Source organism: Lentzea sp. (genome assembly GCF_035525475.1).
Lineage (GTDB): Bacteria > Actinomycetota > Actinomycetes > Mycobacteriales > Pseudonocardiaceae > Lentzea.
In genome coordinates, this window is sequence record NZ_DATLEC010000064.1 from 1 (window position 1) to 18,636 (window position 18,636).

Below are 18,636 nucleotides of genomic sequence, written 5' to 3' on the forward strand. Positions count from 1 at the left end.
CTCCGGTCCGAAGAAGCGCCCACGCGCCTGGTCGATCTCGCCGACGTGCACGGCCGGCCCGAGCGAGGCCATCCCCTCGTCGAGCGGCACCCGGCCGAGCAGGGCACCGAGCAGCGTCGACTTCCCCGAACCGTTCGTGCCCGTGATCGCGATCCGGTCACCCCAGTCCACCTGCAGGTCGACCGGCCCGAGCGTGAACGCCCCGCGCGCCACCACCGCCGACCGCAGCACCGCCACCACCGCGCCGGACCGGGGCGCGGCGGCGATCTCCATCCGCAGGTCCCACTCCTTGCGCGGCTCCTCGACCACGTCCAGCCGCTCGATCAGCCGCTCCGTCTGCCGGGCCTTCGACGCCTGCTTCTCGGTCGCCTCGGTGCGGAACTTGCGGCCGGACTTGTCGTTGCCCGGTGCCTTGCGGCGGGCGTTCTTCACGCCCTTCTCCATCCACGCCCGCTGCGACCGGGCGCGCTCCTCCAGCGACGACCGCGTGGACGCGTACTCCTCGTACTCGTCACGGGCATGCCTGCGGGCGATCTCCCGCTCCTCCAGGTAGGACTCGTACCCGCCGCCGTAGGACCGCACCTGCTGCTGCGCCAGGTCCAGCTCCACCACCCTGGTGACGGTGCGGGCCAGGAACTCGCGGTCGTGCGACACCAGCACGGTCCCGGCGCGCAGCCCGGTGACGAACTTCTCCAGCCGCTCCAGGCCTTCCAGGTCCAGGTCGTTGGTCGGCTCGTCGAGCAGGAAGATGTCGTAGCGGCTCAGCAGCAACGACGCCATGCCCGCCCGTGCCGCCTGGCCGCCGGACAGCGAGGTCATCAGCGCGTCCAGGCCCACGGTCAGCCCGAGGTCGGAGACGACCTCCAGCGCCCGCTCCTCCAGGTCGGCCCCGCCCAGCGCGAGCCAGCGGTCCAGCGCGTCCGAGTAGCCCTCGTCGTTGCCCGCGGTCAGCGCCTCGGTGGCGGCGTCCAGCGAGGCCTGGGCCGCCGCGACACCGGTCCGGCGGGCCAGGAAGTCGCGCACGGTCTCGCCCTCGAGGCGTTCCGGCTCCTGTGCCAGGTGCCCGACGTTGGCCGACGGCGGGCTCAGCTGGACGCGGCCCTGCTCGGCGGGGATGAGGCCCGCCAGCGTCCGCAGCAGCGTCGACTTGCCCGCGCCGTTCACGCCGACGAGCCCGATGACGTCACCGGGAGCGACCACCAGGTTGAGGCCGGAGAACAAGATGCGGTCACCGTGGCCGGCGGCGAGGTCCTTGGCGACGAGCGTGGTCATGAAGACTCCCCGAAACGTGAAGAAAGGCCCCCGCGTCCGCGGAGGCCTTTCGACAAAGGGTGAGTGACGGGACTTGAACCCGCGACACCTGGGATCACAACCCAGTGCTCTGCCAGCTGAGCTACACCCACCATCACCGGTCCGTGACCGGCGGGGAAAGCATAGCAACGACGGCTACCGATATTGAAATCGGGGGTCAGTCGGCCTTCTTCAGCAGCTCAGCGGCCACGGCCTGGGCCTGTTCGGACGTCGGTCCCGGCTGCGGCACGAACGCCGTGCGGCGGTAGTACGCGAGCTCCCTGATCGACTCGACGATGTCCGCCAGCGCCCGGTGCGCGAGGCCCTTGCCCGGCTGCGCGTAGTAGATGCGCGGGTACCAGCGCCGGCACAGCTCCTTGATCGACGACACGTCGACCATGCGGTAGTGCAGGTGCGCGTCGAGCGCCGGCATGTCGCGGGCGATGAAGCCGCGGTCGGTGGCGATGGAGTTGCCGGCCAGGGGAGCGGTCCGGGGATCCGGGACCCACCCCTTGATGTAGGCCAGGACGGCGGCCTCCGCCTCCTCCAGCGACACCGCGGAGGCGCGCACCTCCTCGGTCAGGCCCGACTTGGCGTGCATCTCCATGACGACTTCCGGCATCGAGGCGAGCACTTCGTCGGGAGCGTGGATCACGATGTCCACGCCGTCGCCGAGCACGTTCAGCTCGGCGTCCGTGACCAGTGCCGCGATCTCGATCAGGGCGTCCTTGCCCAGGTCGAGTCCCGTCATCTCGCAGTCGATCCACACCAGACGATCCATCACCCCCGGAACATTACTGCGCGGGGCGTCAACTTCGGGTGTCGGCGTGCGACAACATGGTCACGCTCCGGACGGCTGCCGGACAACGGCGACCGGAAGGCGTTGGCGCGCAAGGTGAAGTCGTTCCCGCCGTCAGCCGGCGGCGCCCTGGCGCGCGAGATCGCGCGGGACCTCTTCCGGACCTCGCGCCAGCGACGCCGACAGCACCGCGGCGCCGAGGCACAGCGCGCCCGCGACGTACCAGGCCAGGTCGTAGCTGCCCAGGTGGTCGCGGGTGAGCCCGGCGGCGGACGCGGCCAGCGCGGCGCCGAACTGGTGCGAGGCGAACACCCAGCCGAACACGACGGGACCGGACATGCCGAAGTACTGGCGGCACAACGCCACGGTGGGCGGCACGGTCGCGACCCAGTCCAGACCGTAGAAGATGATGAACACCAGCATCGACGGGTGGGCGGAGTCGCCGAACAGCTGGGGCAGCAGCATCAGCGAGAGGCCGCGCAGCGCGTAGTAGGCGGCGAGCAGCATCCGCGAGTCGACCTTGTCGGTCAGCCAGCCGGACGCGATCGTGCCCACGATGTCGAACACGCCGACCAGCGCCAGCAGCCCGGCCGCGGTCGTCGTCGGCATGCCGTGGTCGTGCGCGGCGGGGATGAAGTGCGTGCCCACCAGGCCGTTCGTGGACGCGCCGCAGATCGCGAACCCACCGGCCAGCAACCAGAACGGGCGGGTCTTCGCGGCCTGCACCAGTCCGCCGATCGCCCGGCGGGCCGCGCCACCTGAGGGAGGCGGGGGAGTGTCCTCGGTGGCGCCCAGCGGAAGGAGCCCCACGTCACGCGGGTACTCGCGCAGGAAGAACGCCGCCAGCGGCACCACGGCCAGCGCGGCGATGCAGATCACCAGTGACGCGGGCCGCCAGCCGTAGCTCTCGGACAGCCACGCCACCGTCGGAAGGAACACCAGCTGCCCGGCCGCGCCACCCGCGGTCAGCACGCCCGTGACCAGGCCGCGGTGCCGCACGAACCAGCGCCCGGTGATCGTCGCGACGAACGCCAGCGCCATCGAGCCGGTGCCGAGCCCGACCACGACACCCCAGAGCAGCACGAGCTGCCAGGACGCGGTCATGAACACCGTCAGCCCGCTGCCGAGCGCGACCATGGTCAGCGCGAAGGTCACCACGACCCGCACGCCGAACCTGTCCATCAGCGCCGCCGCGAACGGCGCTGTCAGCCCGTACAGCAACAGGTTGATCGAGATCGCGAGCGAGATCGTGCTGGTCGTCCAGCCGAACTCCGCCCGCAACGGCTCGATCAACGCGCTCGGTGCCGCGCGGAACGACGCGGCGCCCACCAGGGCGATGAAGGACACACCTGCGACAACCCAGGCCCAATGGAGTCTCACGCCGACAAGGTTCGGCGATGGCCGAGCCGCGAACCAGTGGCCCAAAAGCCAACATGTGAAAGAATCGGGCCATGACCCACCGGATCGCCGTGCTGGCGCTCGAGACGTCGATCGCGTTCGACCTCGGCACCGCCACGCACATCTTCGGCCAGCTGCCGGAGCACTACGAGCTGCTGGTGTGCTCGCCGGACGGCGCCAGGGTAGCCACCAGCGGCGGTTACTCGATCGCGCCGGACCACGGCCTGGAGGTGATCCGCGACGCCGACACCGTCCTCGTGCCGGGCACCCGCTACCCGCTCGCCCGGCGGGAGGGCAGGCTGGAGCCGGCCGTGCTCGACGCGCTCACCACCACGAGGGCGGAGCGGATCATGTCGATCTGCACCGGCGCGTTCGTGCTGGGAGCGGCCGGGATCCTGGACGGCAGGCCCGCCACCACGCACTGGAGCGCCACCGACGCGTTCCGGGAGCTCTTCCCGAAGGTGCGGCTGAGCCCCGACGTGCTGTTCGTCGACGACGGCGACGTGCTGACCTCCGCCGGTGTCGCGGCGGGCATCGACCTGTGCCTGCACGTCATCAGGTCCGACCACGGCAGCGACGTCGCGAACCGGGTCGCCCGCTACTGCGTCGTCCCGGCGTGGCGGCAGGGCGGCCAGTCCCAGTACGTCGACCGCCCGGTGCCGAGCTATCCGGACACGTCCACCGCGCTCGCCCGCGAGTGGGCCTTGGAGCGCCTCCAAGAACCGCTGGACCTCGCCGCGATGGCCGCGCAGGTGCGGATGAGCGTGCGCACGTTCACCCGCCGGTTCCGCGCCGAGACCGGCACGTCGCCCGGCCAGTGGCTCACCCAGCAGCGCGTCGAGCGCGCCCGGCACCTGCTGGAGTCCACCGACCTGCCGATCGACCAGGTCGCGAACCACTCCGGGTTCGGGACGGGTGCGGCGTTGCGGCAGCAGCTGGCGGCGTCGATCGGCGTCTCGCCGAGCGCCTACCGCCAGACGTTCCGCACCGCCTAGTCCACAGAGGACTTTTCCCCGACAGCGGACTCCTCGACCAGGAACGGGCGCAGCAGGTCCGGCACCGCGGCGTCGGCCAGGGTCAGGCCGTCGGACTCACCGACGTCAGTGACGTGGTAGACGCCCGCGCCCGCCGCCGTGGTGGCGCCGATCGTCATCAACCCGCTGCGGCGCTGGAAGAACGACCGCCGGATGCGCCAGCCGATGATGCCGGTGCGCTGCAACGCGACCGTGCTGCGCACCAGGGAGTTGTTGCGGGTCACCAGATACCGCTCGTCGAGCGCGTGGCCGAGCGACCGGTAGTTGTCCCAGCCGACCAGTGCCGCGAACGGGATGACCGCCGCCGGGATCGGCCACGCCCACGACGGCGCCCAGATCGCGAGGCCCGCGGCGATCACGACCCACGGCACGATGTGCCGGAACATGCTGCGGCGCAGAGCGGCGAGCGGGTGCTCGCGCAGCGCGTTCAGGGTCGGGTCGTCCTCGACCTTCAGCACGTCGCGCGAGACCTGGTGCGCCACCTCGAGCGGTGCGGGTGGCAACAGCAGGTTGCTCTCGCCCTTCGATCCCAGACCCGTCGTCACGGCAACGGTCTTCGCGCCCTTGCCCGCCCGCACCAGCAGCGGTTCCTGGATGTCGACGCCGCGAAGGCGTTGCTCCTCCACGGAGACGGACCGGGTGGTGAGCAGACCTCGCTGCACGCGCAGGGTCCCGTCCGGCTCGCGGGTCAGGCGGTAGTTCCAGAACTGCAGGACGTACAGCGGTACCGAGAGCACGAGCCCGGCCACGATGAGGCCGAGCACGAACGTGCCGATCAGCCCGACGCTGGGGCGGTCGAACAGCCACTCGAAGAGGTCCTGCACCGGGTGCAGGCCCACGTCGTCGGCGTAGTTGGACAGCACGCCGAACAGCGCGCCGATCGCGACCAGGCCCGACAACGACAGCGGCGCGTACTTCAGCCACTTCAGGTCCAGCCGCGAGATGACCTCGGACTCCGGCAGCGGTTCCGCGTCCCGCTCACCGGTGGGAGCGGCCACCCGGGGCGAGACACCCTTGCGCAGCAACAACACCCGCAGCCGCTCGGCCTCCTCCTGCGTCACGGCGTCGAGCGTCAGCCCGTCCGTGCCGGGGGTGTCCTGCTGGCCGGTGCCGATCCGCACCGCCGACAGGCCGAAGACGCGGTGACCCGGCTTCGAGGTGAGGTCGACCGTCCTGATGCGATCGCGCGGCACCGCGAGCTGCTTGCGCGTCAGCAACCCCGTGTGCAGCTCGACCTGGTCGTCGGTGATGCGGTACCTCGTGGTGCGCCAGATGAAGTAGCTGAACGCGAGGATGGCCGCGACGGTGGCGCCGCTCGCGATCAGCCGCCACCTCTCGCCGTTGCCGGTGAACAGCAGCACGAGGATCGGCACCAGCATCGCGATGCCCTCGTTGAGCGGCCGCACGACGAGCATGCGCACGTGCAGGCGGTGCCACTCCGCCGGAGGTTCGGTGAGCTCCGGCGCGGCGGGCAGCCCTGCCGGGACCGCGGCCGGCATCTCGGGGGACATCTCCGGGGGCGTGCTCACGTTGCATCACCCGGCGTGGCCTGCGTGGTGTTCGTCAGCTCCACGACCAGCCGCTGGGCGACCTCGTGGTCCAGGCTCTCGATCTCCACGGGACCCGCCGCCGACGCCGTCGTCACGGTGACCGTGGACAGGCCGAGGATCTGCTGGAACGGCCCGCGTTTCGTGTCGATGGTCTGGATCCGCGACACCGGTGCGACTCGCCACTCCTGGTTCAGCCAGCCGGAGAGGGTGTAGACGGCGTCCGGCGTGGTCTCCCAGCGGTGGACGCGGTAGCGCCAGCTCGGTTCGACCGCGGTGTGCGCGAGACCGACGACCCCGGTGGCGACCAGGAGCGCCAGCTCCCACGTCGGAGGCTCGTCCACCAGCAGGAACACGATCAGCTGGGGCACGAACAGCACGAGCCAGAACACGGCGGCCTGCATCGTCCACAGCACGACGGACTTCGGGCTCACCTGGTGACGAGGCGTGCGCAGTTGCAGAGTCACCCCTCAAGGGTGCACCAACCGCGGCGGGCGATGTGGCCAGGTGTGTCAATTGGTGTGCCGGTGGCCGGGGCGGTCCCGCTTGCGAGGGAGGCGGGACCGCCCCGGCCGGGAGCCGGCGGTCAGGGCTGGACGACGTACGGCGGTGTGAAACCGGCGTCCGGTTCACCGGCGGAGGCCGTGCCGCCGAGCGCCATCAGCGCTCCCAGGCTGAGGATCACGGCGGCGATGGCGCGAGCGATGCGGTTGGACTTCATGGGGGTGCTCCGTTCCGATAGGTGACGGCCGTCGACGAGGGCAGGGAGTCGTTGTCCGGCGCGCGTCCGCGATCGGCCCGGCCGCGGTCTGTCGCAAGAGGACGCCGTCCGCAGGACGGCCGGGGTGGAACCGCGCGAGTCGTGCTCTCCCCGTCCGGTGGTGGACGCGCCCGTGACGATCTTGCGCGCGTCTCCGGCTGGGCGCCTCGGCCGGACGGCCGAACCAGTGCGGGCGCCGCCCGGTCGCTGTGGCGTGACGTGGCACGTGTCGCACTGCGCGAGCACTGGCCGTGCGGACGCCGGCAGCGGGCGACGTTGCCCCGTCATGACCGCCCCTAGCTCGTCGACCGGACACGTTGTGAACGGAGCATGACACAGACGAGTCATCCGTGACATCACCCAATTCACGCCGGCGTCACGGGGTGGAACGCCCTGCACCAGGTACCCGGTCCAGGGCAAGCAGCCGTTCGGGCGATGGGGCGGCGGCCGGGCGGGCCGGTCGTCACAGGAGCCGGTGCTACCGCTGGTCGCGGAGCTGCCGCTTGACCACTTTCCCGGCCGCGTTCCGGGGCAGCTCGTCGAGGAAGAAGACGTCGCGGGGGACGGAGAACCGCGCGAGGTTCGCCCTCACGTGGTCGCGCACCTGCTCCGCCGTCAGGGTCTCGGCGCCGACGACGAAGGCGGCCAGGCGCTGGCCGAACTCGTCGTCCGGCACGCCCGTCACCGCGACTTCCGTGACGCCGTCCAGAGTGGAGAGCAGGTCCTCGACCTCGTGCGGGTAGACGTTCTCGCCGCCGGACACGATCATCTCGTCGTCGCGGCCCGCCACGAACAGCAGGCCGTCCTTGACGTAGCCGAGATCGCCGGTGGACATGAGGCCGTTCACCGACTCCTTGCTGGTGCCGTTGGTGTAGCCGTCGAACAGCATCTCGTTGCCGACGAAGATCCGCCCGGTCTCGCCCGGCGCCACCGGTTCGCCGTTGTCGTCCACAATGGCCAGTCGGGTGCCGAGTGGCGGTTTTCCCGCCGTGCCGGGCGCCTCGAGCATCTCCTCGGGCGTCGCGATGCTCGCCCAGCTCACCTCCGTCGAGCCGTAGAGGTTGTAGAGGACGGGGCCGAACTCCCGCAGCGTGCGGGTGGCGACCTTCGGCGGCAGCGCCGACCCGCTGGAGGCGATGACCCGCAGCTTCGGCCGGTGCGGCGCCTCCAGCATCCGTTGCAGCATCACGGGAACCACGAACATCGCGGTGCACCGCTCTGCGTCCCGCAGTGCCTGAGCGGGGTCGAACCTCCTGCGCAGCACCAGGGTCGCGCCGAGCACGAGGCCGAGCTGGAACGCGGCGAGGCCCCACGCGTGGAAGAGCGGTGAGGTGATCGAGATGACGTCGCCGTGCCGGAGCGGGATCCGCGACAGCAACGCGGCGGCGGGGGCGAGGCTCGCGGGCTCCGGCCTGCGGGCGCCCTTCGGGGAGCCGGTGGTGCCGGAGGTGAGGATGATCAGCCTGCCGCGCGGGGGCCTGCGGGGGAGCGGATCGCGCGGTCCGTTGGTGATCAGCGACTCCATCTCGTCGCTGAAGTACGCGGGGACGTCGGGCAGGACGTCGGTGAACTCGCGGTCGGCGACGATCCTGTCGAGCTCCTGGTCCCGCGCGACCTGCGCGAGCTGTCCCGCGCTCAGGCTCGTGTTGAGCAGGACGGCGTCGGCGCCGATCTTCGTGCAGGCCGTCATCGTCTCGATGAACGCGCGACCGTTGCGGCACAGCAGACCGACGCGTTCCCCGGCGTGGAACGCGTGGGCGAGACGGCTGGTGCGCTCGTCGACCTCCGCGTACGTGAGCACGCCGTCGTCGTCGATGATCGCCGCGCGGTCCGGGTGCCGTGCGGCGCCGGTCTGATACCCCCACGCGAGCGTGATGTCCCACTGCACGTACCCGCGCACGGTGCCGGAGAGCCCACGCGGGCCCAGTGGCCGGATCACTCCGGCTTTGACCAGGGTCAGCAGCACGCGGGTCAGCATGGACCCCACTCTGCCACTTACCTACTTGCGAGTAGGTAGCGCTGTGGTGGCGGTCACACCTCGTTGTTCGACGCGCTCACCACCGCGTCGCGCAGCGCCGCTCGCAGGCGGCCGACCTCCAGCGGTGTCAGAACGGCGGCTTCCCCCGGCGGCACGGTGATCACGATGTGCCCCTGGCTGACGAACACCGTCATGTCCCGTCGGCGCGAAGCGATGTCGCGGCAGCTCACCTGCCACTCCTCTTTGGCTCCCACGGGTTTCTTCCTCCAGCTCACTCGGCGCACCGGTGCGGCGGTTCCGGCGCTCACCTCCATTAGACGTGATCGGCGGAAGATCATGACGACGAATTCGCGCCTTCTGCCGAGCGACCACGCCGAGCTGCGGTCAGCGTCGCGGTGGGGACGACAGCAGGTCGCCTGGAGGGGTGAAGATGGCGGAACCGCAACGCATCGTGATCGCGCTCGCGCGTTCTGCCTGGTGTGCAAGGACATGTCCTCGCGCGCGGTCGACGATGCGATCGCGGCGGGGGACATCGCGGCGCACGGGGTTCAGCGACCTGGAAGCTCTGGTCTAGATGCAGGAACCGTGCACGGGTGCCTCGCCGTCGGCGAGGCTGATCAGCGCCTTGGTGATGACCGCCATCTCCTCGGCGGTGAAGCGCGCGCGGTAGGCCAGCTCGACGTCGGCGAGCGCGAGCCCGACCTTCCGCTGCAGCTCGACGCCGTCCTCGGTGATCACCGGCGTGCGCACCCTGCGGTCGTTCGGGTCGGGGACGCGCAGGATCAGTCCGGAGCGTTCGAGCTTGTCGAGCTCGCTGGTCAGCGTGGTCTTGTCGAGGCCGAGCATGGCGCCGAGCTTGAGCTGGGTGCGCTGGACCTCCTCGTTCGCGAGGGCCTGCAGGATCAGCTGGCCGCGCACGGTGATGCCGTGCTTCGCGACCTCCTCGGCGAACGACGACCCGACTCGCTGGGCCGCCCGGTGCAGCAGCCAGTTGAAGTCCCACTTCTCCACACAGGCGTTGTGCAGCGGCCGCTCCTCCATGTGTCCCATCGTACATCCCGGAAGAGATGTTCTCAGTTCGGAACATCTTGACTCGGAAGTTCTTCACTCGTATGTTCTGGGTATGACCAATCTGCTGCACATCGACTCGAGCATCCGCCGCGAAGGCTCGGTCACCCGCGAGATCACCGGTGCGTTCGCCGACGTCTGGAGGTCGTCGAACCCCGAGGGCGGCTACACCTACCGGGACCTGAACGCGGATCCGGTCCCGCACGTGGACGGCACGGAACACGGCGTCACGGCCGACCTGGTCGCCGAGGTCAAGGCCGCCGACGTGATCCTCATCGGCGCGCCGATGTACAACTTCTCGATCCCGTCGACCCTGAAGGCGTGGATCGACCACTTCGCGACCAGTGAGTTCTTCCCGCGCGAGGACGGCACGTTCGCGCTGGGCGGCAAGCGCGTCGTCGTGGTGACCGCGCGAGGCGGTTCGTACAAGCCGGGCACGCCGCGCGAGGGGTTCGACTTCCAGGAGCCGTACCTGCGGGCCGTGTTCTCGATGGTCGGGCTCGACCACAACCTGGAGTTCGTGCACGCCGAGCTGACCCTGGCCGACGTCAACCCGCAGCTGCACCAGTTCCGCGAGCTCGCGGTCGAGTCGCTCGCCGACGCGCACCGCGTGGTCAAGGAGCTCGCCTCCGCCTAACCTCGGTCACGTGATCGACAAGGTGGCTTGGATCTACTTGGAGGACGGCCGTGTGCTCGGCACGCGGTCGAAGGGCAAGGACACGTACTACCTGCCAGGGGGCAAGCGCGAGCCGGGCGAGTCCGACGTCGAGACGCTTGTGCGCGAGATCCGCGAGGAGCTGTCCGTCGAGATCGACGCCGCTTCGGCGGAGCACGTGGGGACGTTCGAGGCCCAGGCGCACGGCCACTCGTCGGGGGTGACCGTGCGGATGACCTGCTACACCGCCTCGTTCGAGGGGGAACCGGTGGCGTCGGCCGAGATCGAGGAGCTCGCCTGGCTCACCACCGCCGACGTGGACCGGATCTCACCGGTCGACCGGATCATCTTCGCCCACCTGAAGGACGCGGGGGTGCTGTCCTGACGTTCGCGGACCGCGGCCGCGGACGTTCGTCGCCAGCGCCATCGCTCCTGTCAGCAGCGCGATGACCACGTAGATCGCTTCGAAGCTCAGGGTCGAGACCAGCGCCGCGCCCGCCGCGAGCCCGATCGGCACGGCGCCGAAGACCACGCTGATGGCGGTGGCGCTGACCTGACCCAGCACCGCGCGCGGGGTGCGTTGCTGGATCAGCGTGACCACGGCGACCACGGCCCAGGCGAGCCCGACGCCCTGCACGAACCCGGCCACGAGCACGGCGGGCAACCACGCCGTCGTGCGCATCACCGCCGCCACCGCCACCAGGACGAGTCCGGTGGTGATGTTCGCGTGCTTGCCGGCGAGGCCCGCCAGCACCGACCCTGCGCCCTGGACGGCCAGCAGCACGCCGAGGAACTCCGGGCCGTGGTGCAGTCCTTTCTCGACGAGCGCGAACGACGCCGCCGTGTGCAGTGAGCCTGCGAACAGCGCTGTCGCGGCACCCGCGATCGGCCAGGCCAGAGCTGTGAGGTGCGGCCGGCCCGACGTCTCCCGCGGCGCCGGTGCGGGCTCGTCGACACGGACCATCGACGTGGCCGCCGCCGCGAGCAGGAACGAGAGCGCGTCGATCGCCACCACCGGCCACGAGCCGTACGCCGCGAACAGCGCCGCGCCCGCCAGAGGTGCCACGAGCTTCATGCCCTCCTGCAGCGACATGCGCAGGCCGTTGACCCTCGCGAGCCGATCGGGCGGGAGCAGCGCGACCAGCAGTGCGGGCTCGGCCGCGCTGACCAGCACCGCCTTCGTGCCGTAGACCAGCAGGACGGCGAAGATCACCCAGAGCTCGTCGGTGACCAGGAGCAACGCCAGCACCGGGACCATGGCCAGGTTGGTGCAGATCAGCAGCGGTCTCTTGCGGTACGAGTCGGCGAAGCGGCCCACCCACGGCGACAGGAAGCCCGGCGCGTACATGCAGAGCAGAGCGAGCGTCGCGAGGGAGTCGCTCCCCGTCAGCGACTTCACCCACACACCCGCGACCAGCATCATCGCGCTCGTCCCGAAGAACGACAGCACGAGGCCGGCGAAGTACCAGCGCACCACGTCGCACCCCCGGACACGACAAAGGGAGGCGAGCGCGCTCTCCTCCCACTTCAACATATAGCGCACCCAGGGGCTTGCGGCAAGACCCCGGGGGTGCTCCATCATTTCCCGGCGAACGTCATCCACCTGGGGAAATGGGGATCACTCCATGATCGACGTCATCATCGCCGGCGGTGGACCGACCGGCATGATGCTCGCTGGCGAACTGCGGCTCCACGGCGTGGGCGTGGTGCTGCTCGAACGGGAACCGGAACCGACCAAGGTCGTGCGCGCGCTGGGGATGCACGCACGCAGTCTCGAAATCCTGGACCAACGCGGTCTCGCTGACCGCTTCCTCCCGCTCGGCACGACGCACCCCCTCTCGGGGTTCTTCGCGGGCATCGAAAGGCCCGCGCCGGAACGGCTGGACACCAAGTACCCGTACGTCTTCTCGATGCCGCAGCCGGTCACCGAACACCTGCTCACCGAGCACGCGGTGGAGGCCGGTGCCGACATCCGGCGTGGCCGGGCCGTCACCGCGCTCAGCCAGGACGACGAGGGCGTGACCGTCGAACTGGCCGACGGCACGTCGTTGCGCGGGCGGTACCTCGTCGGGTGCGACGGCGGTCGTAGCACCGTGCGGAAGCTGGCCGGGATCGACTTCCCCGGTGAGCCCACGCGCGTGGAGACGCTGCTGGGCGAGATGGAGATCGGCATCCCGTGGGAGGAGGCGATGCCGTTGATGCTGGAGGTCCGCAAGACGCAGAAGCGGTTCGGCATCGGCCCGCTCGGCGGCACCGCGACGTACCGGGTCGTCGTCCCGGCCGACGGCGTGTCCGAGGACCGCGCGGTCATGCCGACGCTCGACGACTTCAAGGAACAGCTGCGGCGCGTCGCGGGCACCGACTTCGGCGTGCACTCGCCGCGGTGGATGTCCCGCTTCGGCGACGCCACCCGGCAGGCGGAGCGCTACCGGTCCGGCCGGGTGTTCCTCGCGGGCGATGCGGCGCACATCCACCCGCCGACCGGCGGCCAGGGGCTCAACCTGGGCTTGCAGGACGCGTTCAACCTGGGGTGGAAGCTCGCCGCCGCCGTCCGCGGGTGGGCGCCGGACGGGCTGCTCGACACCTACGAGGCCGAGCGGCACCCGGTGGCCGAGGAGGTGCTCAACAACACCCGCGCGCAGATCGAGCTGATGAAGGTCGAGCCGGGACCGCAGGCCGTGCGGCGGCTGCTCACCGAGCTGGTGCGGTTCGAGGAGGTCAACCGGTACCTGATCGAGAAGATCATCGCTGTGACGATCCGGTACGACTTCGGCTCCGACGACGACCTGGTGGGACGGCGCATCGGCGACCTCGCGCTGAAGCGGGGCGGGCTCTACGAGCAGATGCACGCGGGTCGCGGCGTCCTGGTCGACCAGACCGGGTCGTTGTCCGCCGAGGGCTGGGCCGATCGCGTCGACCACGTCGTCGACGTCAGCGAGGAGCTCGACGCGCCCGCCGTGCTGCTGCGCCCGGACGGGCACGTGGCGTGGGTGGGCGAGGACCAGCAGGCGTTGGAGGGGGAACTCACGCGCTGGTTCGGTGCCTCCGTCTGAGGTCACCCGTTCGGGCGGGCCAGCCGCTTTGTCACACTGTGCGGCGTGTCCGAGCCGATGACAGCCGTGCTGCTGCGCGCAGCCGAGCTCACCGCCTCGGGGAAGCCGCGGCAGGCGATCGACCTGCTGCGGCCCCTCGTGGCGGCGAACCCTCGGCACGCCGAGGCGTGGTGCCGGCTCGCTGCCGCCCACCTGGACCTGGGTGAGGCGGACCGGGCGCTCGACTCCGCCAAGCGCGCGATGATCCTCGACGGCGAGCCCGCCTGGCCGCAGCGGCTGGCGGCGCTCGCGTTGAACGACCTCGGCCGGCACCAGGAGGCGGCGGTCGCGGCGCGCGAGTCCGTGCGCCGCAAGCCCGGCGACTGGCGCGGCTACGTCGTGCTGGCCGAGGTGCTCGCCGGCTCCCAGGACGGCGCCGTCGAGGCGTTCGACTCGGCCCTGCACGCCTCGCAGCTCGCGCCGGCCGAGGCGCGGGCGTTCCAGGTGCTGGGCGACGCGGCGTTGCGGATGCGCGACTGGGGCACCGCCGAGCACGCCTACCGTTCGGCGATCAAGCTCGACCCGTCCGACTCGGACTCCAGGGCGAACCTCGCGACTGTGCAACGGCGCCGTGCCGCGAAGCCGCCTGCCCCGGCGCAGTTGAACAAGGCGCAGGTGTGGCGTGCGCTGCGCACGCTCTCGTTGCTGCTCGTCGGCGGCGGTTTACTCGCCCTGATCGCCGGCATGCCGCGACCGACGCCCTACCTGGCGTTCTTCACCGGCGCGCTGGTGCTGTGCTGCCTGGTCGTGGCGTTGCGGCTGCGTCCGTTCAAGGTGCTCTTCGGCCTGCGCAAGCTCGCCGTGACGGTGTCGCTGCTCGCCGCGTCGGCGCTGGTCCTGGTGGGCTGGACGGTCGCGTTGCTGTTCGGCGCCACCACGATGCAGCCGCTTGTGCTTTCCTGGTTGTGCGCTGTCGTGGGGGAGCGCTCGTCTACGTGGGTGGAGGCAGGAGGCGGTGATGCGTCGCGACGCGATCGCCCTCGCCTTCCTGTTGTTCCTCGGACAGCTCTTCATCGTCGCGGCACCCGCCGACCCGGCGCTTGCCGGGGGCTCGGTCGTCCGGCACGGCCACGACTTCGCGAACCTCCCGGTCACCGCCCCCAAGCCGCACAACCACCACGCCGCCCAGGTACCGCAGTCGCAGGTGCCGATGGACGTGCCGCCCGTCGCGAAGCCCGCGATGCCGATGCGGTTCGTGGTCGCCTTCGCCCGGCGCGTGCACCGCACGCCCGACGGCATCCGCTGGACCCCGCAGCGTGATCGCTCGCCGCCTTCCGGTCGCTGAGTCCCTTTTCCAGCACCCACTTCCGGAAGGCTTCCTCACCCATGTCGCGCGACACCGCGCGACGGGGCCTGCTCGTGCGCGGTCTCATAGCGCTCGGCGTCCTCGTCGCATCCGCATTCCTGCTGCTCACCACCGATCCCCGCCTCGGCCTCGACCTGCGCGGGGGAACCCAGATCGTCCTCGAGGCCAAGGGCGACTCCGACGCCGCCGACCGTTCGCTGGAGGTCCTGCGCCGCCGCGTCGACGCGCTGGGCGTCGCCGAACCGGTCATCGCCCGCTCCGGCGAGAACCGCATCGTCGTCGAACTGCCCGGCGTCCAAGACCCAGAGGAGGCCGTGAAGGTCCTCGGCCGCACCGCACAGCTGACCGTGCAGCGCAACGGCCAGACCGTCATGACCGGCGAGGGCATCTCGGACGCGACGGCCGTCCGCAACCCGCAGGGCGCGGGCTTCGTGGTGAACATCCAGTTCCAGGGCGACGCACCCTCGAAGTGGCAGAAGATCACCGGCGAGGCGGCCTGCGAACCGTCCGGCACGCCCGGCCGCCAGATCGCGTTCGTCCTGGACGGCTCGCCCATCTCGTCCCCGGAGGTCAGCCTCGACACGCCGTGCGGCGCGGGTCAGGCCGGCGGCGCCACGACGATCACCGGCAGGTTCGGCCAGGAGGAGGCCAAGGAGCTCGCGCTGGTCATCCGCTCCGGCGCGCTGCCCGTGCCGGTCGAGGTGATCGAACAGCGCACCGTCGGCGCGACCCTGGGCGCCGAGGCGATCGAGGCCAGCGCCAAGGCCGCGATCATCGGCATCGCCCTGACCTCGTTGTTCCTCATCTTCGCCTACCGCCTGGCCGGGTTCCTGGCTGTCGTCGCGCTCGTCGGTTACGCGGGCGTCGCCTACGCCGGTCTGCTGGCCGTGGGGGCGACGTTGACCTTGCCGGGCCTGGCCGGCTTCGTGCTGGCGATCGGCATGGCGGTCGACGCGAACGTCCTGATCTTCGAACGGGCCCGCGAGGAGTACGCCCGCAAACCCAACCTCCGGCGCGCGTCGGAGAGCGGCTTCCGAGGCGCGCTGAGCGCGATCGCCGACTCGAACGTGACGACGCTGCTGGCGGCCGGTCTGCTGTTCTGGCTGGCCACGGGCCCTGTCCGGGGCTTCGGCGTCACGCTGACCATCGGTGTGCTGGCGTCGATGTTCAGTGCCCTGGTGCTCTCGCGCGTGCTGGTCGTGTGGGCGCTCGGCACGCGTTTCGTGTCTTCTCGACCCCGCCTGAGCGGCCTGCACACGCTGGGCTTCGTCCGCCAGCGCCTGTCCGTCGTGCTGTACCGGCGCCCGTCGTCGTGGCTGATCAGCGCCGGTGCTCTGGTTCTCGTGGCCTTCGCAGGCTTGTTCGCGCGCGGCCTGGACCTGGGCGTCGAGTTCACCGGCGGCCGCATGCTCGACTTCACCGCAGGAGGTTCCGTCGACGCGGGTCGCGTTCGTTCGGCCCTGACCGACGCGGGGTTCTCAGACGTCGTCGTGTCGTCGTCGGGCAACGAGGTCTCGCTGCGCACCGGCCCGATCGACGACGCGGCCTCATCCCGCATCGGCGAGGTCGTGTCCTCGGCCGTCGACGGCGGCGCCCGTCAGTCCAGCAACGAACTGATCGGCCCGTCCCTGTCGTCCGAACTGCGCCGCAACGCCGTGATCGGCCTGGCCATCGCCGTCGCGGCCCAGCTGGGATACCTGGCCGTGCGCTTCGACTGGCGCCTCGGCCTGGCCACGGTCGGTGCTCTTCTGAGCGACGTCCTCGTGCTGGTCGGCGTGTTCGCGTGGATGGGCAAGACGGCCGACGGCGTGTTCCTCGCGGCCCTGCTGACCGTGATCGGCTACTCGGTCAACGACTCGGTGGTCGTCTTCGACCGCTTGCGCGAGCTGCGCGGTTCTCGTTTCGGGAAGGCTTATCCGGACGTGGTGTCGGATGCGGTGGTGCAGACCGTGCCTCGCACCGTGAACACCGGTATCGGCGTGCTCTTCGTGCTCGCGGCTCTGCTGGTCCTGGGCGACGGGTCCTTGGCGAACTTCGCCACGGCGTTGCTGATCGGTCTGGTGGCCGGTACCGCGTCCACTGTGGTCACCGCGGCGCCCATCGCGATCTGGCTGGAGTCGCGCTGGCCCAGGAAGGCGGTGGCGAAGAAGCGCCCGGCGGCCGCGCGGGTCTAGCTCGTCGCACCTGCTCGTAGCAGAGTAGGTGGCATGACCTCTTTCGCCGCGTACCAGAACGAGATCTTCTGGTTGCGTGGTCGGCGGACCAGCGTCTGTCCGCAGAGGACACCGCTTGAGCTGCGGGAACTATCTCTGTAGTTCTCACGGATTCTCGTGGTCGCCCGACGTCCCACGGCCTGGGGACGGCCTGGCGGTGATCAACCACATCGGGGCCTCATCCTGACACTGAGCCCGTCTTCGCGGTCGGTGGTGCCTGGTCAAGACACGCATTCCCGTCTTGACCGGTGCTGCTGCCCGTGACTCATCATGGGGTGTGGATGAGCGCGGTCGGAGGAGGCGCAGTGCTTGGTTACATGGGCCACGATGACTGGCAAGACATGTCGGACTACCTCGTGCACCTGACGGACGGGGAGTCCTGGTTCAAGATCATCTACGAAAGGACCCTGCGTGCCACCACGGCCCAGGGGACAGCACGCTCTGTTGTCGGCCTCGGAACTACTCAACATGCGATTTGCCTTAGTGAGATTCCCCTGGGGCTGTTGGGTCGGCTCGCAGATCGACATGGTCAGTTCGGTGTGGGGTTCAAGCGCGACTTCGTGCGATCGCGAGGTGGTGCGCCAGTCTGGTATCTGGCGCGAGGGACGAAGCACCAAGTCAGCTTTCAGGCCCTCATGAACGAAAAGATGAGGGGCGGCGCCGAACCTGATGATCCGCTTTGGGTACTCACACCGTTCGTGGACAACCCTGGTTCAGGAGCGGGGTGGTCTTATGAGTTCGAGTGGGAGCGTGAGTGGCGCGTGGCTGGCGGTCTCAGCTTCACCCTAGATGACGTGCAGTTCTTGTTAATTCCTGAAGTGATCCAAGAGGACTGGCGCGATCATTGGAAGACCGTCTTCGGTGCACAAACCGTTTTCGCCGGGGCCATGATCGATGCTGGCTGGGATGTGGCTCGGCTTCAGGCTGAACTCAAGCGAGCGGGCCTGAACGACGCGAGTTAACACGATGCGGTGGCCGTTGGCGCGAAGCGTCGGCGGGCGTCGATCGCCGTGCCCAGCTCGATCAAGCCGACCAACTGCGCGATCGGCCTGTCCGGTCGGCTTACGGCGGTCGCTTGTGAGAACTTGCGACGTCGGCGTCGTGCTGCCGCACAACCTCGCGGATCGCGCCGCCGTGGCCGGCGGGCGGAGCGAAGCGGGAGCCCGACGTGCCCGGATGGACGCGAGCCACGCTGGAAGGCGACTGGCGCAGTGCGCGCCGCCGACGGCGGCGCCTTGATCCCATAAAGCAGAATTCAGCAGTTAATCGTGATACCTAGATGGGCTCTAGGATCGGGTCGCTGCGGTATGGCCCAGGCGTCCACATGGCTGCTTTGAAGCTGTTCGATCGAACGAAGCTCTCGTAATATGGGAGAAAGTTCGCTCTCAATGAGTTGGGGACTGGGGGCGGTCCTGCCGAGACCTCGGGGCCTGGGCCATGCTGGTGGTTAATCACACTGATCCCGCCGTCTTGAATTCCAATGCTGGAGAATCTAT

The 18,636-nt window shown here is 70.0% G+C and carries 17 protein-coding genes and 1 tRNA gene; 7 read left to right on the forward strand and 11 right to left on the reverse strand.

Annotated features, from left to right (window positions below; all coding sequences use genetic code 11):
• The 4 genes from VM306_RS11085 to VM306_RS11100 all read right to left on the reverse strand — a co-directional run.
• Positions 1-1,272: ATP-binding cassette domain-containing protein (locus tag VM306_RS11085; RefSeq protein ID WP_325513783.1), on the reverse strand; the 1,272-nt coding region annotated here is incomplete at its 3' end.
• Positions 1,273-1,330: 58 nt separating this feature from the next.
• Positions 1,331-1,403 (reverse strand) — tRNA-His (locus tag VM306_RS11090).
• A 65-nt stretch (positions 1,404-1,468) separates the two neighbouring features.
• Positions 1,469-2,074, reverse strand: coding sequence for an oligoribonuclease (gene orn / locus VM306_RS11095; protein ID WP_325513785.1), 606 nt, complete (start codon positions 2,072-2,074; stop codon positions 1,469-1,471).
• A 129-nt stretch (positions 2,075-2,203) separates the two neighbouring features.
• Positions 2,204-3,469, reverse strand: a complete 1,266-nt coding sequence (locus VM306_RS11100; protein ID WP_325513788.1) for an MFS transporter — start codon at positions 3,467-3,469, stop codon at positions 2,204-2,206.
• A gap of 71 nt (positions 3,470-3,540) precedes the next feature.
• Between VM306_RS11100 and VM306_RS11105 the strand changes: the two genes are divergently transcribed.
• Entirely contained in the window at positions 3,541-4,482 is a 942-nt protein-coding gene (locus tag VM306_RS11105) for a GlxA family transcriptional regulator (protein WP_325513790.1), read from the forward strand.
• On the opposite strand, the gene VM306_RS11110 is transcribed toward VM306_RS11105, so the two are convergent.
• The 6 genes from VM306_RS11110 to VM306_RS11135 all read right to left on the reverse strand — a co-directional run bounded on the left by VM306_RS11110 (position 4,479) and on the right by VM306_RS11135 (position 9,847).
• Complete coding sequence (locus tag VM306_RS11110; protein WP_325513793.1) at positions 4,479-6,050, reverse strand: PH domain-containing protein; 1,572 nt, start codon at positions 6,048-6,050, stop codon at positions 4,479-4,481. The two genes, VM306_RS11105 and VM306_RS11110, sit on opposite strands and share 4 nt — an antisense overlap.
• Entirely contained in the window at positions 6,047-6,472 is a 426-nt protein-coding gene (locus VM306_RS11115; RefSeq protein WP_325513821.1) for a PH domain-containing protein, read from the reverse strand. Before VM306_RS11115 ends, VM306_RS11110 begins: the two co-directional genes overlap by 4 nt.
• Positions 6,473-6,654: 182 nt before the next feature.
• Entirely contained in the window at positions 6,655-6,789 is a 135-nt protein-coding gene (locus VM306_RS11120) for a hypothetical protein (RefSeq protein WP_325513795.1), read from the reverse strand.
• A gap of 517 nt (positions 6,790-7,306) precedes the next feature.
• Positions 7,307-8,806, reverse strand: a complete 1,500-nt coding sequence (locus VM306_RS11125; protein WP_325513797.1) for an AMP-binding protein — start codon at positions 8,804-8,806, stop codon at positions 7,307-7,309.
• 53 nt (positions 8,807-8,859) lie between these two features.
• Positions 8,860-9,060 (reverse strand): hypothetical protein, encoded by a 201-nt coding sequence (locus VM306_RS11130; protein WP_325513799.1) that lies wholly within the window; start codon positions 9,058-9,060, stop codon positions 8,860-8,862.
• Between the two features lie 316 nt (positions 9,061-9,376).
• Positions 9,377-9,847, reverse strand: a complete 471-nt coding sequence (locus VM306_RS11135; protein WP_325513801.1) for a MarR family winged helix-turn-helix transcriptional regulator — start codon at positions 9,845-9,847, stop codon at positions 9,377-9,379.
• 82 nt (positions 9,848-9,929) lie between these two features.
• Here VM306_RS11135 and VM306_RS11140 point away from each other — a divergent pair, with 82 nt between their 5' ends.
• On the forward strand, positions 9,930-10,511 hold the full coding sequence (locus VM306_RS11140) for an FMN-dependent NADH-azoreductase (RefSeq protein ID WP_325513803.1): 582 nt from the start codon (positions 9,930-9,932) through the stop codon (positions 10,509-10,511).
• A 10-nt stretch (positions 10,512-10,521) separates the two neighbouring features.
• Positions 10,522-10,914: an NUDIX domain-containing protein gene (locus VM306_RS11145; protein ID WP_325513805.1), complete on the forward strand. Its 393-nt coding sequence runs from the start codon at positions 10,522-10,524 to the stop codon at positions 10,912-10,914.
• Here VM306_RS11145 and VM306_RS11150 read toward each other — a convergent pair.
• Positions 10,858-12,063 (reverse strand): MFS transporter, encoded by a 1,206-nt coding sequence (locus VM306_RS11150; RefSeq protein WP_325513807.1) that lies wholly within the window; start codon positions 12,061-12,063, stop codon positions 10,858-10,860. The genes VM306_RS11145 and VM306_RS11150 overlap by 57 nt on opposite strands.
• 91 nt (positions 12,064-12,154) lie before the next feature.
• On the opposite strand from VM306_RS11150, the gene rox reads away from it, so the two are divergent.
• The 4 genes from rox (at position 12,155) to VM306_RS11170 (ending at position 18,102) form a co-directional block, all read left to right on the forward strand.
• Complete coding sequence (gene rox, locus VM306_RS11155) at positions 12,155-13,582, forward strand: rifampin monooxygenase (RefSeq protein ID WP_325513809.1); 1,428 nt, start codon at positions 12,155-12,157, stop codon at positions 13,580-13,582.
• Between the two features lie 45 nt (positions 13,583-13,627).
• Positions 13,628-14,881 (forward strand): tetratricopeptide repeat protein, encoded by a 1,254-nt coding sequence (locus VM306_RS11160; RefSeq protein WP_325513811.1) that lies wholly within the window; start codon positions 13,628-13,630, stop codon positions 14,879-14,881.
• Positions 14,882-14,947: 66 nt separating this feature from the next.
• Positions 14,948-17,101 (forward strand): protein translocase subunit SecD, encoded by a 2,154-nt coding sequence (gene secD, locus VM306_RS11165; RefSeq protein WP_325513814.1) that lies wholly within the window; start codon positions 14,948-14,950, stop codon positions 17,099-17,101.
• A 287-nt stretch (positions 17,102-17,388) separates the two neighbouring features.
• Complete coding sequence (locus VM306_RS11170) at positions 17,389-18,102, forward strand: abortive infection system antitoxin AbiGi family protein (RefSeq protein WP_325513817.1); 714 nt, start codon at positions 17,389-17,391, stop codon at positions 18,100-18,102.
• The last annotated feature ends 534 nt before the right edge of the window (positions 18,103-18,636 follow it).